This is a genomic window from Devosia sp. LjRoot16, from assembly GCF_964252795.1.
Classification (GTDB): Bacteria; Pseudomonadota; Alphaproteobacteria; order Rhizobiales; family Devosiaceae; genus Devosia_A.
This window is the reverse complement of record NZ_CAXUPH020000001.1, coordinates 876,307-894,384: the sequence shown is the minus strand read 5'-3', so window position 1 is coordinate 894,384 and position 18,078 is coordinate 876,307. Positions and strand designations below refer to the sequence as shown.

Genomic DNA, 18,078 nt, shown 5'->3' with positions numbered 1-18,078 from the left:
TGCTCTCCGTCAGCCCCGCAACACGCCGCCGGTCGCCTTGGTGACCGCGGCAACGATCACAGTTGCCACCTTTTCGATCTCCTCGTCGGTCAGCGTCTTGTCGCTGGGTTGCAGCGTCACGGCGATGCCGACCGATTTCTTGTCGTCGGCGATGCCCTTACCTTCGAACACATCGAACACCGACACTTCCGTAATCAGCGTTTTGTCGGCGTTCCTGGCGGCGCGCAGGATCGTCGCCGCCGGCACCGAGCGGTCGACGAGGAAGGCGAAGTCGCGGCTCAGCGGCATCAGGTCGCTGAGCTTCAGCGCCGGCTTCGAGCGGGTCGGTTTCTTCCGCGGTTCCGGGATCGCGTCGAGATCGAGCTCGAATGCCGCCACCGGTCCAGTAAGGTCGAACTTTTCGAGCTCGCTCGGGTGCACTTCACCGAACCAGCCGATGGTCAGCTTGGGGCCGAGCTGAATGCGCCCGCCGCGCCCCGGATGGCTCCAGGCTGCGGGTTCGGCCACCAGCTGCAGCTTGTCGATATCATGGCCCATGGCGTCGAGCAGCGCCGCGATATCGGATTTGGCGTCGAACACCGAGACCTTGCCGTTGGCCGATTGCCAGTGACGCGAACCGCCCAGGCGGAGGCCCGAGGCATAGGTGCGCTGGCCTTCCGGCTGTACCGAGTGGAACACCTGGCCGACTTCGAACAGTTTCAGTTCGCTCAGCCCGCGATTGGTGTTGCGCTGTGCTGCGCCGAGCAGCCCCGGCAACAGCGAGGGCCGCATGTCGGTGAGCTCGGAGGCGATCGGGTTGGCGAGCTTCAGTTCGGCCGCGCCGCCGCCGAAGCGCTGCGCTTCCGCTTCCGGGATGAACGACCAGGTCACCGCCTCGTCGAGCCCGCGCGCCGCGAGGGTGCGGCGGGCAAGACGGCGGCGGTTCTGCAGCGTCGTCAGCATGCGCGGCGCCACATGGTTGAGCCGCGGCAGCGGGTCGATCGGCACGTTGTCGACGCCGACCATGCGCATCACTTCCTCGGCGAGGTCGGCTTTCATGGTGACATCAGGACGCCACGACGGGACATGCACCTTGCGGGTGAGGCCCGCGCCTTCGAGCTTGAAGCCGAGGCGGCCGAGAATGGCTTCGATCTCGCTGGCCGAGGTCTCGAGGCCGGTGAGGCGCTCGACTTCGCTGAGCGGGAACTCGACCACGGTATTGGGGAACACGTCCTCGCCCGAAATCACCGGCTCCATCGCTTCGCCACCCACCAGCTCCAGCATCAGCCGGGTGGCGAGTTCGAGGCCGGGTTCGGTCAGCGCCGGATCGACCGAACGCTCGAGCCGATAGCGGGCATCCGAGACGATGCCGGTCTTGCGGCCGGTCTGCGCGATCAGGTCGGGGTCCCAGCTGGCGCATTCCATCAGCACGTTGACCGTTTCGTCGGTGGTGCCCGAGCGGATGCCGCCCATCACGCCACCGAGGCAGAGCGGGCCGGAATCGTCGGCAATGACGGTCATGGTCTCGTCGAGCGCGTAGACTTTGTTGTCGAGCGCGTCGAATGCCTCGCCCGGCCTGGCGTTGCGCAGCACGGCCTGCCCGACGATCTTGTCGGCGTCATAGGCGTGCAGCGGCCGGCCCCAGCCCAGCGACACGAGGTTGGTGATGTCGACCACCGCGTTGATCGGCCTCAGGCCCACGGCGCGCAGGCGCTGCTGCAGCCAATCGGGCGACGGACCGTTCTTGATGCCCTTGAAGTAGCGGCCGGCAAACTTGCGGATCGCCTTGGGCTCGCCGGCACCGAACTGGTGCGGCAGCGGCGGGATCGGGCTCGGGCCCTTCGAGGGCACCGGCGACATGTCGGTGTGCTTCAGCGTACCGATGCCGAACGCCGCGAGGTCGCGCGCCACCCCATAGACGCCGGTAGCATCGCCGCGGTTGGGGGTGATCGAGATGTCGATCACCGTGTTGCCGAGCTTGGCGTAATCGACATAAGCCATGCCGATCGGGGCATCCGCGGGGAGCTCGATGATGCCGTCATGGTCGTTCGAAAGCTCGAGCTCGGCGGCCGAGCAGAGCATGCCGTTCGACGGCTCGCCGCGGATCACCACGCCGGCCTTCAGGGTGAAATCCTTGCCCGGGATATAGGTGTCGGGGAAGGCGAACACCGACTTCATGCCGGTGCGGGCGTTCGGCGCGCCACACACCACATCGATCAGCGTGCCGGTGCCGGCATCGACCTTGCAGAGGTTGAGATGGTCCGAGTTCGGATGCGGCCTCGCTTCAACCACATGGGCGACGACGAACGGCCTGAGTTTTTCCGCGGGGTCGACGATCGCTTCGACCTCGAGCCCGACCATGGTCAGCGCCTTGCCGATCTCCTCGGCCGAAGCGGTGGTGTCGAGATGTTCTTTCAGCCAGTTGAGGGTGAACTTCATTTGTAGACGCTTTCGGTCGCTTCGATCCTGGGCAGCTGCCCGCTGATCTCGAAAAGTTTGGCGAGGACGTTGGCAAAGCCGCGCGCATCGTCGATGGCGCGGTGGGTGTGTTCGATATGGCCGTACCAAGCCGGTGGCACGCGCTGCATGCCCCACTTGGTATACTCGGCGCCGCGTAAGGTGCCGGCCATGGTGTAGAGGCAGACGCCGCCGCCGCGGAAGATCTGCCGGCTCTTGTACGGTCCACCCATCACCCGGGTGCCGGCGAATACCGACAGGTAATGATCCATCCACAACCCGTCGAAGATCATCGGCGCCGCCGCGAAGACACGAAAGCCGGGGAGCCCCTCGACCCAGTCGGCATAGCGCGGCATCACCGACGCGGGGTCTTCCGGGTTCGCCGTGGCGTGCTTCCATGCCTCGGGTTGCGTCTGCCACCACGCCATGGTGTTGGGGTCGGGCTTCCTGTCGGCGCGCGGCGTCAGCACCGCCTCGAACTCGTCGAGCACCTTGCCCTCGATATCGACTGCCACCGAGGCAAAGCTCAGCATCGAGGATTCGAGCGGGTTATGCCCGTCGGACTCGATGTCGGTGACGACGAAGGTGCAAAGCTCCGACTGACCCGGCGCGATGGGGGGCTGCAGGCTCATCGCGGCAGCTCGGTCACGTAGGTACAATGGCCGGAGGCGACAGTGCCTTCCGTATCGACGCGGACGAATGGCATGTCCTCATCGATCAGGCTGATGCGGATGAGGAACCCGGTATTGCTGTCGAGCGCCACGAAATCGATGCGCTCGCGCAGCGAACCCGGATTGATCACCTTGAGGCTGCCGGCCTCGATGGTGTCGTTGTCCGAGCCGATGAAATGTTCGCGATAGGCGCCGGTCTCGAGGTCGATGCGCGTCACCCGCGACCCGGCGCCGCGCGCCTTGTCGATGGTGATGATCAGCGGTGGGGTCTCGCTCGAGTTGTAATAGTGCTCCGGCGTGCAGGCGACCATCTCCTCAGCGAGCACCGGGGCGGTGAGCGTTATCGCCGTGAGGGCGAGCAGCAATCGCTTGGCCCACGTCATGGTCTGGCCTCCCGCAGCGCGGCGAGTCGGGGCGGGAGCATCCGGTGGCCGAATGGCTTGTGGCTGGCATTGAGAAATGGCATTGCGCGCTCCGACAGCAAGGTCATGACTTTGGCGCGCAGCGGGCTGTCGCCATCGAGCTGATCATAGGCTAGTGCGTCGAGGCTGTTGTGCTCGGCCGTACTGTCGGCGAAATCGCCGATGCGCCAGCCCGAGAAGTAGGTGCCGGGCGGTACCCACTCCCAGTTGAGCAGGCGCTGCAAGCGGCCGAGATTGAGGTAGCAGGCAAGGCCCGAGCTGCTGCGCTGGATTTCGACCCAGGTGCGGGCGAACGCGGTCGTGCGGCTCCAGCGCCCGCCGGCCTGGACATAGCCGGCGGGAGCGAGGATCGCATCGATCTCGCGGTGCAGCATGCGCACCACACGCTCGCGCAACGATGCCGCGGGGTTGGCAGACATCAGCTGCTGAGCCCCCCGAACAGCGTCGGCAGGTCGAGCGGCCGGAAGCCGTAGTGATCGAGCCAGCGCTTGTCTGCATCGAAGAAGGCGCGCAGGTCATTCATGCCGTATTTGAGCATGGCGATGCGATCGATGCCCATGCCCCAGGCGAAGCCCTGGTAGACATCCGGATCGAGCCCGCAATTGCGTAAGACGTTCGGGTGCACCATGCCGCAGCCGAGGATTTCGAGCCAATCCTTGCCTTCGCCGATCTTCACCTCGGCGCCCGAGCGGTCGCACTGCACGTCGACTTCCATCGACGGCTCGGTGAACGGGAAGAAGCTCGGCCGGAACCTGAGCGTCACGTTGTCGACCTCGAAGAAGGCCTTGAGGAACTCCTCCAGCACCCAGCGCAGCTGGCCGATATGCGAGCTCTTGTCGATGACGAGGCCCTCGACCTGGTGGAACATCGGCGTGTGCGTCTGGTCCGAGTCGTGCCGGTAGGTGCGGCCGGGCATCACCACGCGGATCGGCGGATCGATTGCCGGCGTCAGGTACGGCGCCGCCGGCTTCTCGTTGCCCTTCAGCATAGTGCGGATCTGCACCGGCGAGGTGTGGGTGCGCAGCACGCGCTTCACCCCATCCGGCGACGGCGCCATGAAGAAGGTGTCGTGCATCTCGCGCGCCGGGTGCCCCTCGGGGAAATTGAGCGCGGTGAAGTTGTACCAGTCGGTCTCGATGTCGGGCCCTTCGGCGATCGAAAAGCCCATGTCGGAGAAGATTGCGGTGATCTCGTCGATCACCTGGCTGACCGGATGGATGCGGCCTTCGGCGGTGGGCGAGGGGCGGACCGGCAGGGTCACGTCGACCCGCTCCGATGCAAGGCGGGCGTCGAGCGCCGCTTTGCTGAGTTCCGCGGCGCGGGCTTCGATCAGCGCAGTGACGTCGGTCTTCAGCCCGTTAATGGCGGCGCCGGCCGATTTGCGCTCTTCCGGGGCGATGCCGCCAAGCGTCGCGAGCAGCGCCGAGACCGAGCCTTTCTTGCCCAGCGCGGCGACGCGCACCGCTTCAATGGCGCCCTCATCGCTGGCGGCTGCAGTGGCGGCGGCGATTTCGGCGCGAAGGGTGGCGATCTGAGCGTCGAGAGACATGTGGTGTTCCATTTATCGTTCGCTTCGTTGCCGCTCACTCGCTGTCATACCGGCGAAGGCCGGTATCCATCTTGAGATCTCGGGATGGGCCCCGGCCTTCGCCGGGGTGACGTCGTGTTCTGGGCGGCGTCGAGACCAAAAACAAAAGCCCCGCGCCATCCCCGGTTACGGGGCGGCGCAAGGCTTAGCTTAGGGCCTCAGAAAAGGCGAGAATTCTTACTGGCTCTTAGCCTTGATCCGGAAATGGATCCCCGCTTTCGCGGGGACATGCTTTCCGGGGCTAGACGCTTAGGCCGAAATACGCTCGTGGGTGGTCGTCTCGATCTTGCCGAGATACCCCAGAGCCTTCTTGGCCTGCTCAACCAGCACGGCGAACGCTGCGGGCTCGGTGATCGCGAGATCGGAGAGCACCTTGCGGTCGACGGCAATCTCAGCCTTGCTGAGGCCGTCGATAAATCGACCGTAGGTCAGGCCGTGGTCGCGCACCGCGGCGTTGATGCGCTGGATCCACAGGGCGCGGAAGTTGCGCTTCTTGACCCGGCGATCGCGGTAGGCGTACTGGCCGGCCTTGTCGACGGCGGCCTTGGCAGTACGGATGGTGTTCTTGCGGCGACCGTAAAAACCGGAAGCGGCCTTAAGAACCTTCTTGTGACGGGCGTGGGCGGTAACGCCTCTTTTAACGCGTGACATCTATCGGCGCTCCTTAACGGTTATACGGCATGTACCACTTGACCAGACTTTCATCGCCCTTCTTGAGGATCTTGGTCCCCCGATGCGAGCGGATGTAGTCGGCGTCGTGGCTAAGGAGACGGTGCCGCTTGCCCGCGACGCCAGCCTTGACGCGGCCGGTCGCGGTCATCTTGAAGCGCTTCTTGGCGCCCGATTTAGTCTTCATCTTTGGCATTTTGCTGTCCTGGTTAGAGGCGGCTCGCTAGAGCCTGCATTCGGGATCGCCACGGCATGCCTTTTGGCCGGGCGGCCCGTCGAGAAGGCGGGTGTATAGGGGGAAAGCGGCGCAGACGCAAGAGGGCGCGCCGCCGCTGTCATCGGCACGTAATATCGCTCTGCCGTGATCCCGGCCAGCGCCGCGCTGCAGGCGCGTGATCCGGGAAGCGTTCAATGACTGATCTGTTTGCGCCCAAGCCGGCGAACCGCCCGTTGCCGAGGCCCAGCAAGGCGCAGTTGCGTGGCGCTATCTGGCTCGCGGCGCTGGCGGTCTTGGTGCTGCTGCCCAAGCCCTTTGCCGATGCCGAGCCGGCGGCGGCCCAACTGGCGGCCGAGCGCTAGCCCCGGTTGGCGGCGGCGAGCTCGCCGAGGCCATCGATCAGGTGCGCGGCCTCGGTCTTTGAAAGGCTCGCCAGCGCCTGCCGGTCGGCGCGTGCCGCGGCGGCCGCGGCTTCGGGCAGCACGGTCTTGGCCTTGGGGCTGAGATAGAGCCCCTGCGCCCGGCCCTTGCCGATCGACGCCTTCTCGATCCAGCCCTCGGCTTCGAGGCCACTGAGGGTGCGGGCGACGCCGGGCTGCTCGAGCTCGAGGCGGGTGACCAGCTCAGCCTGCGTCAGGCCTTCGCGCTCGGCGATCTCGCTGAGCGCGGTAAACTGTGCCGGATGCAGCCCGAACGGCTCCAGGGTCTCGCGCAGATGGTTGGCGAGCCGGCGGGCCAGTTGGCTCGCAACGTGAAACAAGGTTTCCTTGTGGTCGAACACGGCCTCCTCCCCAGAGGTGAGAGGCCATCATAGCGTGTTGTGACTTAAGGGGAGATTGCTGGGCCTTACTGAGAGAGACGGGCCGTCTGCTGCAGTTATCCCTACCGCACGATCTCCGACCACGGCCGGCCACTGCGCGCCGCCTCCGCGGCGAGTGCAATGGAGCGCCTCTGTGCCGCGGTCAGCTCGTCCGAGACGATGTTGGCGGCGTTTGCCGGGTCGAGCATGGCGCGCGGCACCAGGAGGCGCTCGAAAAAGCCGAGCGCCGCCCAGACATTGTCGGCCAGCGCCCCGGCCGGGCGGCGGCGCAACGCGGCCTGGGTGGCGAGCTCCAGGTAGTAGGACGGGAACTCCAGCCCGTTCTGGTCGCGCCAGAGCTTCAGGATCCGCACTTCCTCGTGCCGGCCGGCGTCGTGGCTGTCGAGCACGTGCTGATGCAGGTTCGTGGTAATCGCTGCGGACCGGCGGGTCGAATAGATCTCGTGGATGTCCGAGATCATCGACAGCCGTTTGGCCGGCAGCAGGTCGACGACCATGTTGCCAAGGTTGAGCGCCAGCGTCACGTCGCGGCGGACCGGCGCGAGGCCGAGACGCCGGAACGCCGAGAACATCGACTCGTAAAGTTCGGGGATGCGGCGATCCGATTGAGCGTGGATCCACACCACGTAATCGACACTGATGCCGCTGCGATTGGCCATCGACTTCTCGAAGCCGCCGCCCGGCGTGACGTCGACAATGTCGCGGCTGCCCCAGGCGTGGCACAGCGCGGCGATCTTGTTCTCAACGCGTACCAGTTCGGCCATCGCTTCACGCGTGACCATCTCGCGATCGAGGATGTCCCGAAGGTATTCGGACGCCGACACGGTACTGACTGCCACTTGCATGATCGCATTTTACGATAATGCCATGGGTCCGGCCAGTATTCCGCCCGGGTAGATGCTGATGTGGTTACCGAAGACAGTTAATCTGTCGAGGAGAACAATATTGGCTCAGGCCGCCGTGTCTTTGAGGCCGCCGGCGATGGCTTCCATGAAGGCGCTCAACCGGCGCGGCACCAGGCGGCGCGACGGATAGACCAGGTGGATCGGCAGTGTCATGCGCTGCCAGTGCGGCAGCACCTCGATGAGCCGGCCGCTGCGCAACGGCTCGGTGACCAGATCGACCGGCAGATAGACGATGCCCGCGCCCTCCAGTGCTGCCGCCAACTGCGCCTCGCCATTGTCGATCTGCAGCCCGCCCTCGACCTCGGCGATGACCGAGGCGCTGCCCGGGCCGATGAACGGCCAGCGGTTGCGCGGGCTCATGTTGAGATTGAGGATGCAGCGGTGCTGTCTGAGTTCCTCCGGGGTAGCCGGCAACCCGAAGGCGTCGGCATAGGCCGGCGACGTGACGCAGCGAAAGCGGTAGGTGCCGATCCGGCGCGCGATCATCGTCGAGGCCTGCAACTCGCCCACCCGGATGGCGACGTCAAAACCCTCGGCGATCAGGTCGGCGCGGCGGTCATTGAGGCTAAGCTCCACCGTCACGGCGGGGTTGTCCTCGCAGAACCGCGCGATGATGCCGGCGAGCCGGTGGATGCCGAGTGTCGCCGGTCCGGTGGCGCGGATGCGGCCCGAGAGTTTCCCGGGCTCGGTGCGGGTGAGATCGTCGAGTTCGGCCACCGCCTCGAGCACCGTCTCCGCCTGGGCGAAAAAGCTCTCGCCCAGCTCGGTCAGGCGCTGCGCCCGCGTCGTGCGCTCGATCAGCCGGGCCCCATGCTCCTCCTCCAACGCCTGGATGCGGCGCCCGACCATGGCCGGCGAGATGCCGAGCAGCCGCGCCGCCCCGGCAAAGCTGCCGGCTTTGACCGCCGTGACGAAGGTTTCGAGGTTGGTGATCTCGGCCATTCGATACTCCAGCGCAATAGTGAAGCGCAATCAGCGGCAATTCTATACCTCCATGTCGGCGCGTAGATAGGGGGCATCGCAATCGCAGGATGGAGCTTTCGAAAATGACCACCACCGCAATTCTCGGCCTCGGCAACATGGGCAAGGGTCTCGCCAAGCGTCTCGCGGGCAAGACTGAGCTGGTGCTCGGCGCCTCTAACCCGGCCGCCGCCACCGAGTTCGCCGCCTCGGTCGGCGCCACCGTGACCGACTACAAGAGCGCTGTGCTCGCCGCCGACATCGTCGTCCTGGCCTTGCCCTATGGCGCGGCCCTTGAGCTTGCCGGCAAGCTGCCGCTCAACGGCAGGATCGTCGTCGACATCTCCAACCCGGTGAAGGCCGATTTCTCCGGCCTCGCCATCGGCCACACCACGTCGGCGGCCGAAGAGCTGCAGGCTGCCGCGCCCTCGGCCAAGGTGGTCAAGGGCTACAACACCATCTTCGCCAGCCTGTTCGATACCCCGGCCAGCGCTACCGCCAATGTCCCGGTCTTCCTCGCCGGCAATGACGCTGCCGCGGTCGATGCCGTTGCCGAACTGGTCACCGCCTCGGGCTTTGCAGTCGAAAAGGTCGGCGGCCTCGATGGCGCCCGCCTGGTCGAGCCGGTCGGCATGCTGAACATCCGCTTCGGCTACGGCCTCGGCCAGGGCACTGCCATCGCCCCAACCTGGCTGAAGCTGGCGGCGTAAGGCCAGGCCAACGCAGCAGACGAAAGGGCCGGGGAAAGATCCCCGGCCTCTTTGTTCTTTACCCTGCGTCGCCCTAATCCCGATGTCATCCCCGCGAAAGCGGGGATCTCTGTTTTGGGGCAGGCACCGCAAACAGAGGTTCCCGCTTTCGCGGGAATGACCGGTGGGGCTGCAGGTTGTGCGTCGATTTCGACGTCCCGGCGCCGCCCGAGTGCAGATAGAGTCTTCGGCATCGGCGACTAACGCCCGAGTACCCGTGATCCTGGAGCATCCAATGTCGAACCCAACCCTCGCATCCCGCCTGCTGCTGGTCGCCGCCGGCCTTTGCGGGGCGCTCGGCGTCGCCGCAGCGGCCCGGGCCAGCCATGCCGGCGACGACAATCTCGGGATCGCCGCGAATTTCCTGCTGCTGCATGCGCCGGTGCTGATCGGGCTCAGCCTTCTGGCGGCGAGCCGCATGGTCATGGTGGCGGGCGTCGTGCTGCTGGTCGGGCTGGTGCTGTTCGCCGGCGATCTCGCGGCCCGCTCGCTGCTCGGCGGCGCTTTGTTCCCGCTGGCCGCGCCGCTCGGTGGTGGCGGGCTGATCGTCGGCTGGCTGCTGGTGGCGCTGGCTGGGGTGGTGGGGCGGCGGGGCCGGTAGTTTGCTGCCCCACCCCCTCCCAGCCTCCCCCATTAAGGGGGAGGTGCCGGCCGGTGTGTCAGGTACGATCGAGCCACAAGCTCGACTCTTCACCTCCCCCTTGATGGGGGAGGCTGGGAGGGGGTGGGGCAGCCCGCACCGCACCAAAAACAAAGGGCGACCCGCGGGCCGCCCTTGTTCAATTCACACTGCTGTCGCCCTTATTTCGGCGCCAGCACCATCACCATCTGGCGACCTTCGGAGCGCGGCGAGGATTCGACCTTCGCCTTGGCTTCGAGCTCGGCCTGCACCTTGACCAAGAGCTGCATGCCCAGTTCCTGGTGCGCCATTTCGCGACCGCGGAAGCGCATCGTCACCTTCACCCGGTCACCGTCCTCGAGAAAGCGGTGCACCGCTTTCATCTTGGTCTCGTAATCGTGCGTGTCGATGTTCGGACGCAGCTGGATTTCCTTGACCTCGATCACCTTCTGCTTCTTGCGCGCTTCGGCCGCCTTCTTCTGGGCAGCGTATTTGAAGCGGCCGAGATCGAGCATCTTGGCAACAGGCGGAACCGAGTTCGGGGAAATGATGACGAGATCGAGTCCCTGCTCCTGCGCCTCGGACAACGCCTCGCGCGTCCGCACGACGCCACGGTTGGCGCCTTCGGCATCAATCAGCTGGACATCGGGGGAGGAGATATCTTCGTTAGATTGCGGCCCATCTTTCTGGGGCGCGACGGGTCTCATGGGACGACGAATGGGAGGCGATCCTTCGATTGTTACCGGAGCGGCGGGAGATCGCGGCTAAAATCGTGCTGCGTCGGCCATAAGTCAACACCGGAACAGACAAGAAACAGCATGCAAGCGCGGTTTGATGACAAACTGTTGCCGCGAAGGCTAACGCGAGGCAAAAGGCCGAGCATGAGAATGGAGTCGGGGACGCGTGGAACCTGCGGTTGAGTATCTCGAGGTGGGCGAGGGGGCTGAGGCGCGCCGCGTCGCCATGCTGCGCCGCCCCGGCAAGTCCCCAGGCATTTTCTGGCTCAACGGCTACCGTTCCGACATGGGCGGCACCAAGGCCTCGGCGCTCGACGCCTTCGGCGCCGAGCAGGGCCTTGCCGTCACGCGCCTCGATCACTCCGGCAACGGTCTGTCGGGCGGCGATTTCCTCGATGGCACGGTGAGCCGCTGGCTCGAGGAATCGCTCGCGGTGTTCGCCACCACCTCCGGGCCGCAGGTCATTGTCGGCTCCTCGCTCGGCGGCTGGCTGGCGCTGCTGATGGCGCGCGAGCTGCGCCGGCGGGGCGAGGGCGATCGGGTGAAGGCGCTGGTACTGATCGCTCCCGCCGTGGATGCGACGGCCGAGCTGATGACCAAGCGGATGAGCAAGGCGCAACTGGCAGCACTGAAGCGCGACGGCGTGGTGCAGCGGCCGTCGCAATATTCCGACGAACCCTATCCCTATACGGCCAAGCTGATCGAGGACGGCAACCAGCATCACCTGATGTTCGGCCGCGGCATCGATGTCGGGGCGCCGGTGACGATCCTCCAGGGCGGCAGGGACCCCGATGTGCCGCGAGAGCACGCCATGCGGCTGGTGCAGCACCTGCTCACCGACCCGGTGACCTTCACCCTGATCCCCGATGGCGACCATCGCCTCAGCCGCCCCGAGGATCTCGAGCTGCTGAAAGCCGCGGTCGAGCGCGAGATCACCGCGCCGCCCGAGCAGCTGGAGCTGGAGCTTTAGGATCGAACTGGTCTGCTGGTGCGGGCTGCCCCCACCCCTGTCCCCTCCCCGCGAGGGGGAGGGAGGACCCTTACACTAGCATCTCAGTCTGCGTCTCCCTCCCCCTTGCGGGGAGGGATCAAGGGTGGGGGCCCACAGCCACCGGCCCATATTGGTTCAGCCGAACCGCAGCGGCGTCTTCTGCCGCCCATCCGCATCGAAGTTGTTCGTATCAAGCCAGCGCTCGAACTCGGCCCGCTTCGCCGGCCATTCGCCGTCGAGCATCGAGAACCAGGCGGTATCGCGGTTCTCGCCCTTCATGATCATGTGCTGGCGGAACAAGCCCTCATAGCTGAAGCCGAAGCGCCTCGCGGCGCGTTTGCTCGGTTCGTTCCGATCGTTGCATTTCCACTCGAAGCGACGATAGCCGAGATCCTCGAAGATGTGGCGGGCGAACAAATACAGCGCCTCGGTGGCGCGCGGCGTGCGGGAAATGGCCGGGCCCCAGTAGATCGAGCCGATCTCGATGACGCCGTGCTCCGGCACGATGCGCATCAGCGCCTGGCGGCCACCCGCCTTGCCGGTCGATTTGTCGATGACGGCGAAGAGGATCGGATCGGCCTTGCCGAGGACGCTCTGGATGAACGACTCGGTATCGGCCTGCGCCTTCGGTGCGTAGTCGCCGAGATAGGCGAAACGAACGTCGCCATCGGGCACGTTCGAGGCTTCGAACAGGTCCGGCGCGTGCGCCATGCTCAGCGGTTCGAGCCGCACATAATGGCCCTCGAGCACCACGCGCTGCGGCGGGGTGCCGGGTTTTGGAGCGCTCATTGCCGGCCTTTCCAGATGGCGTCGAGACCTTCGCGATAGGTCGGATAGAGCAGGTCGGCGCCAAGCGCCGCCAGCACTTTCTTCGACGAGACGCGCTTGTTGTCGGAGTAAAAGCTCCGCGCCATCGGCGTCATCTCGGCGGTCTCGAACGGCACCTCGGCGGGCGGCGCGATCCCCATGACGTGGGCAGCGTAGGTGACGAGATCCTGCGGTGGCGCCGGTTCGGTATCGGCGAGGTTAAAGGTCCCCTCGAGATCGCTGAGCGCGGCGCGCGCCGTGATCCGGCCGATATCGGCGACATGGATGCGGTTGAACACCTGGTTCGGCTTGACGATGCGGCGTGCCGTTCCCTCGCGCAGCTTGTCGAAGGCCGAACGGCCGGGGCCGTAGATGCCGGCCAGCCGCACGATGAACAGCGGCACGCCGCGCTGTTTGGCATAATCGCGCCAGGCCTGTTCGGCCTCGACCCGCTGCTTGGAGCGGATGTTCAGCGGCCGGGTCGGCGCGTCTTCATCGATCCACTCGCCACCGAAATCGCCATACACCCCGACGGTGGAGAAGTAGCCGATCCACTCGAGGTTCGGCGCCGCATCGAGATCGGCGCGGTGCAGGTTCAGCGCCGGATCGCCGCGCTCGTCGGGCGGGATCGACAGGATCACGTGCGTCGCTGCCCTGAGGTCTTCGCTGAGCGTCGTGCCCGGCACTTCGCCATCGAACACGTGGATGCGGTAGGCCGAATCGGCCTCCGATTCGGCGGCTTCGGCGCTGCGCGTCGTGCCGGCGACGGGAATTTGCGGGTCGGCCAGGAGGTGCAGGGCGCGCGCGGTGGCGCGCGAGGAATAACCCATGCCGAAGAAGAACAGGCGCATCTCAGATAGAACTCTAGTTTGCACGCGCCGGCTGGACGACCGCGCTCCACTCTGCCTGGACGCTGATGTCGCCTTCATCGGGCAAAAACGCAAGCGCCAGTGCATCCGCGCGCGCTTTCGTCACAAGCCGGCGCACTGCCCAAACCGCGGCGCCGCGGATCAGCGGCTCAGGATCGGCAAGCCGGGCTTCGGCCAAGGGGATCAGCGTCTCGTCAGCGGAATTGCCCACCGCGATCAGCACGTTCCTCAGGAACCGCGCCTGGCCGATGCGTTTGATCGGCGAGCCGGCGAACAGGCTGCGGAAGCCGGCATCGTCGAGCTGCACCAGGTCGCTCAGCGCCGGGGATTTCAGCTCGTCGCGGGCGCGCAGCTTCAGCTCGTGTGTCTCCGAAGCGAACTTGTTCCAGGGGCAGACGGCGAGGCAATCGTCGCAGCCATAGATGCGGTTGCCCATCGGCACGCGGAATTCCAGCGGAATCGGGCCGGGATGCTCGATATTGAGGTAGCTGAGGCAGCGCCGCGCATCGAGCTGGAACGGCGCCGGAAAGGCGTTGGTGGGGCAGACATCGAGGCAGCGCCGGCAATTGCCGCAGCTCTCGGCATGCGCTTCGTTGGCCGGCAGTTCGGCAGAAGTGAAGATGGCGCCGAGGAACAGCCACGAGCCATACTCGCGGCTGACCAGCACGGTGTGCTTGCCCTGCCAGCCGATGCCTGCGGCCTCGCCCAGCGGCTTTTCCATCACCGGCGCGGTATCGACGAACACCTTCACCTCGGCTCCGGTGCGGCGGTTCAACAGCCCGGCCAGCTCCTTGAGCTTGCCCTTGATGATGTCGTGATAGTCGCGATTGCGGGCATAGACCGAGATATTGCCGAAGGAGCGATGCGCGAGGTCGGCCATCGGGTCGCTGTCGGGCCCATAGTTCATCCCGACCACGATCACTGATCTGGCCTCGGGCCACAGCGCCTCGGGCGAACCGCGCCGCTCCGCGGTCTCCGCCATCCACGCCATCTCGCCATGCCAGTCGTGGGCGAGGGCGGTGCCGAGCTTTTCCGGCAGGTCCGGCCGCGCATCGGCCCGCGCCACGCCGAACGCCTCAAAGCCCAGGGCTTTGGCGCGGTCGCGGAGTTCAGCGAGGAGCTTTGTGTCTGTCACGCCGCGCGGTGTAGCACAGCCAGCGGCCGCGTCAGAAATCGAGATCCGCATATCCGGCTGCCGCCGGCATCCCGGCAACGCGGTCGTTGAGCAGGGTGCGGAAGGCCGGACGGGACTTGATCCGGGCGTACCATTGCCGGGTTTCCGGCGAAGTGTCCCACTGCACGTCGCCCAGGTAGTCGAGGCTGGAGAGGTGCGCCGCGAGCGCGAAATCGGCGAGCGTCATGGTGTCGCCGGCAATCCAGTGCCGGGTGGCGAACAGCCAGTTGAAATAGTGCAGGTGCTCGGCAAGGTTCGCCTTGGCGACGCGCAGCACGCCTGGCTCGGGCGTCATGCCGCGCTGGTCGCGCTTGACGATCTTTTCCTCGAGCACATAGCGGGTCACTTCGTCATTGAGCTTGACCAGCACCCATTCGAGCAGCCGCCACATTTCGTTGCGCAGCGCCGCATGCGACGGGAACAGCCCGGCGACCGCGGCGGGCACATAGCGATCCTCGATGGCGTGGATCACCGCCAGCGTCCCCACCACCGGCGGCTCGCCGTCCTCGGCGAGGATCGGCACCGTCGCCGCCGGATTGATCTCGAGCAGCCCCGGCTCACGCCGCCAGGGCTTGATGTCCTCGAGGTCGATGCCGACGCCATATTCAGCGAACATCAAACGGGCGAGGCGGGAGGAGGGGTCGAGCCTGTGCTGCAGCAACCGTGGCATGCGGTGAAACGATCCTTGCCGATCCTTGGCGGGCCCGGGCAAATCGCGCTAGATGCGACGCTTGCCGCCCTTCCGGTGGGATGAGTTAGGGGATCAGATGAACGCCGATCAAGGTCTTTTTGTGCCGCTGATCCTAGGGATTATCGAGGGCCTTACCGAATTCCTACCGGTCTCCTCGACCGCCCACATCCTGCTCGCGGGGCACTTTCTCGGCTTCAACAGCCCGGGCCGGGTGTTCGAGGTGCTGATCCAGCTGGGCGCCATCCTCGCCATCCTGGTGGTGTATTTCCAGCGCCTGCTCAGCATCGCCAGGGACGCGATCGCGAGGAAACCCGGGGCTCTGCGCTTCATCCTCGGGGTCATTCTCGCCTCCTTCCCGGCGGCGATCGCCGGCGTGCTGCTGCACGATTTCATCAAGACGGTGATCTACGAAACGCCGGTGGTGTTCTGCGTGTCGCTGATCGTCGGCGGCATCATCCTGCTCTATGTCGATCAGCTGAAGCTCACCCCGAAGTACACAGATATCTACAACTACCCGCCGCTGCTCTGCCTCTATATCGGGCTGTTCCAGGTGCTGGCGCTGATCCCCGGCGTGTCGCGCTCTGGCTCGACCATTGTCGGCGCGCTGCTCTTGGGCACCGACAAGCGCTCGGCGGCCGAGTTCACCTTCTTCATCGCCATGCCGATCATGGGCGGGGCGTTCGCCTACGATCTCTACAAGAGCCGCGACTTCATCACCGCCGAACTCGGCGCCGCGGTGATCATCGGCTTCGCCGCCGCTTTCGTCACCGCCTTCTTCGTGGTGCGCTATTTGCTCGATTTCATTTCGAAGAACGGCTTTGCCGTGTTCGCCTACTGGCGCATCTTCGTCGGCGCCATCGGCCTGTGGGGGATTTTGCTGTTCGGGTGAGGGCCGAGGCGCTCAAGCCTTCCGCTGGTGGCTGTGGACCCCCACCCCTGTCCCTCCCCCTAAGAATGGGGAGGGAGACCCTCTCATTGATATCGAGGCAAGCGTCTCCCTCCCCATTCTTAGGGGGAGGGGACAGGGGTGGGGGTCAGCCCGCACCGGATCCTAGGTAAGCTGCAAGCCTACCCCGCCATCGCCGCCTTGAACGCCCGCACCACTGCCGGGTCAGTACGCCGGCGGGTCTCCGCCGCAAAGCCGAGCCGCACCGCCGGGGCGCTGCTGGCCGGGCCGGGTGAGGCGCACGAGCTGTGCACCTCGTCGACCGGCACTGCAGCGAGCAGCGCGCCGACATTGGCGGGCGTCAGCCCCGAGCCGGCCATGATCTTGATCCGCCCACGCGCCGTGGTCAGCGCCGTGGCGATGTTGTCGACCCCATCGAGCGCCACATGCACGCCGCCCGAAGTGAGGATGCGCTCGAACTTCAGTGCGATCGCCGCTTCCGTCGCCTCGGCGAAATCCGGTACCAGGTCGATCGCCCGATGGAGGGTCGAGCCGAGCCCCTCGGCCTGCTCCTGCAGGCGCGCCAGCACCTTGAGATCGAGTTCGCCATTCGGCCGTGACGCCCCCAGCACCACGCCGGCGAGGCCGGCGGCGCGGATAGCGTCGATATCGCCGAGCATGGCGTCGAGGTCGGCACCGTCGCAGACGAAATCACCGCTGCGCGGCCGGACGATGGCGTAAACCGGAATCGGCGCCGTCGCGGCGAGCCGCATCAGGCCGGCCGACGGGGTGAGGCCGCCCAGTTCGAGCCCCGAGCAGAGTTCGATCCGGTCGCCGCCGCCGGCAATGGCGGCAGCGAGGCTTTGCGGGTCGGCGACGCAGACTTCCAACAGGCGAGCACTCACGCGGCGTTCTCCGTAAAACCGAGGATAGCGGCCCCGACGAGGCCGGGCTCTAGCGTGAGTCGCGAGGGCACCACCAGCGGTTCGCTGAGCCGGCGCAGGATGCGCTGCCGCACCGCGGTGTCGAGCAGCGCGATGAACTCCGGCACCTTGCCGAGCCCGCCGCCCACCGGGACAATGCTGGCGCCGATGACATTGACCACCAGTGCTAAAGGCCCGGCGAGCAGGTCGATCTGCACCTCGATGGTGCGGGCTGCCTTGGCGTCGCCGGCCCGCCATGCTTCGACAATGGCGGTGCTCGGCAGGTCGATGTCGTGGAGGTGCTTGTGCAGCCGCTCCATGCCGCGCGCCGCGCCGATCGTGTCGACGCAGCCCACCTGGCCGCAGCCGCAGGCAATGCGCGGGATACCGATCGGCGGGTTGCCGGCCGAGGTGGCGGCCACGGGACCGTGCCCCCACTCGCCGGCAAAGCCGCCAGCGCCATTGACGACGCGACCATCGATGACGATGCCGCCGCCCACCCCGGTGCCGAGGATGGCGCCGAAGACGATGCGGTGTCCGCGCCCGGCGCCCTCGATGGCTTCGGCCAGCGCGAAGCAATCGGCATCGTTGGCAACGAATACCGGCCGGCCGAGCTCCGTTGCGAGGTCGGTCGAGAGCGTGCGGCCATCGATGCAGGGGATATTGGCGCAGGTGATGATGTCGGTGGCCGGGTCGACCACCCCGGTGATCGAGATGGCGATCGGCGTGCCCACCGGTGCGCCAGCCGAGTCCGCCACATCGCGGATGGCGGCGACGAACGCCCCGAAATCGTCGAGCGGTGTCGGCACCCGGCCCAGCGGCGTCAGCTCGGCGGGGTTTTTGGCCAGCGCCGCCTTGATCCCGGAGCCGCCAATATCGAAGCAGATAATCATCACTGTTGAGTGCTTTCTAACGAGCAGGCATCTACCTTCGTCGAACGTGGC

At 66.2% G+C, this 18,078-nt stretch carries 22 protein-coding genes; 5 read left to right on the top strand and 17 right to left on the bottom strand.

Annotation, left to right across the window (positions count from 1 at the left end):
* Positions 1–9: 9 nt before the first annotated feature.
* The 7 genes from pheT to rpmI form a co-directional block, all read right to left on the bottom strand.
* Positions 10–2,418, bottom strand: a complete 2,409-nt coding sequence (gene pheT, locus ACSQ23_RS04230) for a phenylalanine--tRNA ligase subunit beta (protein ID WP_436089813.1) — start codon at positions 2,416–2,418, stop codon at positions 10–12.
* Positions 2,415–3,068: a 3'-5' exoribonuclease domain-containing protein gene (locus tag ACSQ23_RS04225; RefSeq protein ID WP_436089812.1), complete on the bottom strand. Its 654-nt coding sequence runs from the start codon at positions 3,066–3,068 to the stop codon at positions 2,415–2,417. The genes pheT and ACSQ23_RS04225 overlap by 4 nt, the downstream gene beginning before the upstream one ends.
* Entirely contained in the window at positions 3,065–3,490 is a 426-nt protein-coding gene (locus ACSQ23_RS04220) for a hypothetical protein (RefSeq protein WP_436089811.1), read from the bottom strand. The genes ACSQ23_RS04225 and ACSQ23_RS04220 overlap by 4 nt, the downstream gene beginning before the upstream one ends.
* On the bottom strand, positions 3,487–3,948 hold the full coding sequence (locus ACSQ23_RS04215; protein ID WP_436089810.1) for a hypothetical protein: 462 nt from the start codon (positions 3,946–3,948) through the stop codon (positions 3,487–3,489). The genes ACSQ23_RS04220 and ACSQ23_RS04215 overlap by 4 nt, the downstream gene beginning before the upstream one ends.
* Complete coding sequence (gene pheS / locus ACSQ23_RS04210; RefSeq protein WP_436089809.1) at positions 3,948–5,078, bottom strand: phenylalanine--tRNA ligase subunit alpha; 1,131 nt, start codon at positions 5,076–5,078, stop codon at positions 3,948–3,950. Before pheS ends, ACSQ23_RS04215 begins: the two co-directional genes overlap by 1 nt.
* A 288-nt stretch (positions 5,079–5,366) precedes the next feature.
* On the bottom strand, positions 5,367–5,768 hold the full coding sequence (gene rplT, locus ACSQ23_RS04205; protein WP_055873058.1) for a 50S ribosomal protein L20: 402 nt from the start codon (positions 5,766–5,768) through the stop codon (positions 5,367–5,369).
* A 13-nt stretch (positions 5,769–5,781) separates the two neighbouring features.
* On the bottom strand, positions 5,782–5,982 hold the full coding sequence (rpmI, locus tag ACSQ23_RS04200; protein ID WP_055047457.1) for a 50S ribosomal protein L35: 201 nt from the start codon (positions 5,980–5,982) through the stop codon (positions 5,782–5,784).
* A gap of 215 nt (positions 5,983–6,197) precedes the next feature.
* Here rpmI and ACSQ23_RS04195 point away from each other — a divergent pair, with 215 nt between their 5' ends.
* A complete protein-coding gene (locus ACSQ23_RS04195) occupies positions 6,198–6,365 on the top strand; it encodes a hypothetical protein (RefSeq protein WP_156384609.1) in 168 nt (55 codons plus the stop codon).
* Here ACSQ23_RS04195 and ACSQ23_RS04190 read toward each other — a convergent pair.
* From ACSQ23_RS04190 to ACSQ23_RS04180, 3 genes are all read right to left on the bottom strand, one after another.
* Positions 6,362–6,784 (bottom strand): MarR family winged helix-turn-helix transcriptional regulator, encoded by a 423-nt coding sequence (locus ACSQ23_RS04190; RefSeq protein ID WP_436089808.1) that lies wholly within the window; start codon positions 6,782–6,784, stop codon positions 6,362–6,364. The genes ACSQ23_RS04195 and ACSQ23_RS04190 overlap by 4 nt on opposite strands.
* Before the next feature lie 101 nt (positions 6,785–6,885).
* Positions 6,886–7,662: a hypothetical protein gene (locus tag ACSQ23_RS04185; RefSeq protein WP_055873053.1), complete on the bottom strand. Its 777-nt coding sequence runs from the start codon at positions 7,660–7,662 to the stop codon at positions 6,886–6,888.
* 111 nt (positions 7,663–7,773) lie between these two features.
* Complete coding sequence (locus ACSQ23_RS04180; protein ID WP_436089807.1) at positions 7,774–8,670, bottom strand: LysR family transcriptional regulator; 897 nt, start codon at positions 8,668–8,670, stop codon at positions 7,774–7,776.
* A 104-nt stretch (positions 8,671–8,774) separates the two neighbouring features.
* Between ACSQ23_RS04180 and ACSQ23_RS04175 the strand changes: the two genes are divergently transcribed.
* Both ACSQ23_RS04175 and ACSQ23_RS04170 read left to right on the top strand, forming a co-directional pair.
* Positions 8,775–9,398 carry an NADPH-dependent F420 reductase gene (locus ACSQ23_RS04175; RefSeq protein ID WP_436089806.1) on the top strand — a complete coding sequence of 208 codons (624 nt, stop codon included), beginning with the start codon at positions 8,775–8,777 and terminating at the stop codon, positions 9,396–9,398.
* 274 nt (positions 9,399–9,672) lie between these two features.
* A complete protein-coding gene (locus ACSQ23_RS04170; protein ID WP_436089805.1) occupies positions 9,673–10,038 on the top strand; it encodes a DUF423 domain-containing protein in 366 nt (121 codons plus the stop codon).
* Between the two features lie 200 nt (positions 10,039–10,238).
* Here ACSQ23_RS04170 and infC read toward each other — a convergent pair whose 3' ends face one another.
* Positions 10,239–10,775: a translation initiation factor IF-3 gene (infC, locus tag ACSQ23_RS04165; RefSeq protein ID WP_197421053.1), complete on the bottom strand. Its 537-nt coding sequence runs from the start codon at positions 10,773–10,775 to the stop codon at positions 10,239–10,241.
* A 184-nt stretch (positions 10,776–10,959) separates the two neighbouring features.
* On the opposite strand from infC, the gene ACSQ23_RS04160 reads away from it, so the two are divergent.
* A complete protein-coding gene (locus ACSQ23_RS04160; RefSeq protein ID WP_436089804.1) occupies positions 10,960–11,763 on the top strand; it encodes an alpha/beta hydrolase in 804 nt (267 codons plus the stop codon).
* A 156-nt stretch (positions 11,764–11,919) separates the two neighbouring features.
* On the opposite strand, the gene ACSQ23_RS04155 is transcribed toward ACSQ23_RS04160, so the two are convergent.
* From ACSQ23_RS04155 to ACSQ23_RS04140, 4 genes are read right to left on the bottom strand one after another with little or no spacing between them, the layout of a single operon-like run.
* A complete protein-coding gene (locus ACSQ23_RS04155) occupies positions 11,920–12,573 on the bottom strand; it encodes a GNAT family N-acetyltransferase (protein WP_436089803.1) in 654 nt (217 codons plus the stop codon).
* Positions 12,570–13,442, bottom strand: coding sequence for an SDR family oxidoreductase (locus tag ACSQ23_RS04150; RefSeq protein ID WP_055873031.1), 873 nt, complete (start codon positions 13,440–13,442; stop codon positions 12,570–12,572). The genes ACSQ23_RS04155 and ACSQ23_RS04150 overlap by 4 nt, the downstream gene beginning before the upstream one ends.
* Before the next feature lie 13 nt (positions 13,443–13,455).
* Positions 13,456–14,646, bottom strand: coding sequence for a tRNA epoxyqueuosine(34) reductase QueG (queG, locus tag ACSQ23_RS04145; RefSeq protein WP_082527786.1), 1,191 nt, complete (start codon positions 14,644–14,646; stop codon positions 13,456–13,458).
* A complete protein-coding gene (locus ACSQ23_RS04140) occupies positions 14,627–15,304 on the bottom strand; it encodes a glutathione S-transferase family protein (protein ID WP_082527785.1) in 678 nt (225 codons plus the stop codon). The genes queG and ACSQ23_RS04140 overlap by 20 nt, the downstream gene beginning before the upstream one ends.
* A 97-nt stretch (positions 15,305–15,401) precedes the next feature.
* Here ACSQ23_RS04140 and ACSQ23_RS04135 point away from each other — a divergent pair, with 97 nt between their 5' ends.
* Complete coding sequence (locus tag ACSQ23_RS04135) at positions 15,402–16,214, top strand: undecaprenyl-diphosphate phosphatase (protein ID WP_055873022.1); 813 nt, start codon at positions 15,402–15,404, stop codon at positions 16,212–16,214.
* 179 nt (positions 16,215–16,393) lie between these two features.
* Here ACSQ23_RS04135 and ACSQ23_RS04130 read toward each other — a convergent pair whose 3' ends face one another.
* Both ACSQ23_RS04130 and ACSQ23_RS04125 read right to left on the bottom strand, forming a co-directional pair.
* Entirely contained in the window at positions 16,394–17,116 is a 723-nt protein-coding gene (locus tag ACSQ23_RS04130) for a copper homeostasis protein CutC (RefSeq protein WP_436089802.1), read from the bottom strand.
* Positions 17,113–18,027, bottom strand: a complete 915-nt coding sequence (locus tag ACSQ23_RS04125; protein WP_436090562.1) for an ROK family protein — start codon at positions 18,025–18,027, stop codon at positions 17,113–17,115. Before ACSQ23_RS04125 ends, ACSQ23_RS04130 begins: the two co-directional genes overlap by 4 nt.
* Between the last annotated feature and the right edge of the window lie 51 nt (positions 18,028–18,078).

Coding starts and splice junctions, on each gene's coding strand:
- ACSQ23_RS04135 (WP_055873022.1), top strand. CDS start 15,402: ATGAACGCCGATCAAGGTCTTTTTGTGCCGCTGATCCTAGGGATTATC.
- ACSQ23_RS04125 (WP_436090562.1), bottom strand. CDS start 18,027: ATGATTATCTGCTTCGATATTGGCGGCTCCGGGATCAAGGCGGCGCTG.
- rplT (WP_055873058.1), bottom strand. CDS start 5,768: ATGTCACGCGTTAAAAGAGGCGTTACCGCCCACGCCCGTCACAAGAAG.
- ACSQ23_RS04215 (WP_436089810.1), bottom strand. CDS start 3,948: ATGTCTGCCAACCCCGCGGCATCGTTGCGCGAGCGTGTGGTGCGCATG.
- ACSQ23_RS04220 (WP_436089811.1), bottom strand. CDS start 3,490: ATGACGTGGGCCAAGCGATTGCTGCTCGCCCTCACGGCGATAACGCTC.
- pheT (WP_436089813.1), bottom strand. CDS start 2,418: ATGAAGTTCACCCTCAACTGGCTGAAAGAACATCTCGACACCACCGCT.
- queG (WP_082527786.1), bottom strand. CDS start 14,646: ATGCGGATCTCGATTTCTGACGCGGCCGCTGGCTGTGCTACACCGCGC.
- ACSQ23_RS04170 (WP_436089805.1), top strand. CDS start 9,673: ATGTCGAACCCAACCCTCGCATCCCGCCTGCTGCTGGTCGCCGCCGGC.
- ACSQ23_RS04175 (WP_436089806.1), top strand. CDS start 8,775: ATGACCACCACCGCAATTCTCGGCCTCGGCAACATGGGCAAGGGTCTC.
- pheS (WP_436089809.1), bottom strand. CDS start 5,078: ATGTCTCTCGACGCTCAGATCGCCACCCTTCGCGCCGAAATCGCCGCC.
- rpmI (WP_055047457.1), bottom strand. CDS start 5,982: ATGCCAAAGATGAAGACTAAATCGGGCGCCAAGAAGCGCTTCAAGATG.
- ACSQ23_RS04195 (WP_156384609.1), top strand. CDS start 6,198: ATGACTGATCTGTTTGCGCCCAAGCCGGCGAACCGCCCGTTGCCGAGG.
- ACSQ23_RS04225 (WP_436089812.1), bottom strand. CDS start 3,068: ATGAGCCTGCAGCCCCCCATCGCGCCGGGTCAGTCGGAGCTTTGCACC.
- ACSQ23_RS04150 (WP_055873031.1), bottom strand. CDS start 13,442: ATGCGCCTGTTCTTCTTCGGCATGGGTTATTCCTCGCGCGCCACCGCG.
- ACSQ23_RS04180 (WP_436089807.1), bottom strand. CDS start 8,670: ATGGCCGAGATCACCAACCTCGAAACCTTCGTCACGGCGGTCAAAGCC.
- ACSQ23_RS04155 (WP_436089803.1), bottom strand. CDS start 12,573: ATGAGCGCTCCAAAACCCGGCACCCCGCCGCAGCGCGTGGTGCTCGAG.
- ACSQ23_RS04140 (WP_082527785.1), bottom strand. CDS start 15,304: ATGCCACGGTTGCTGCAGCACAGGCTCGACCCCTCCTCCCGCCTCGCC.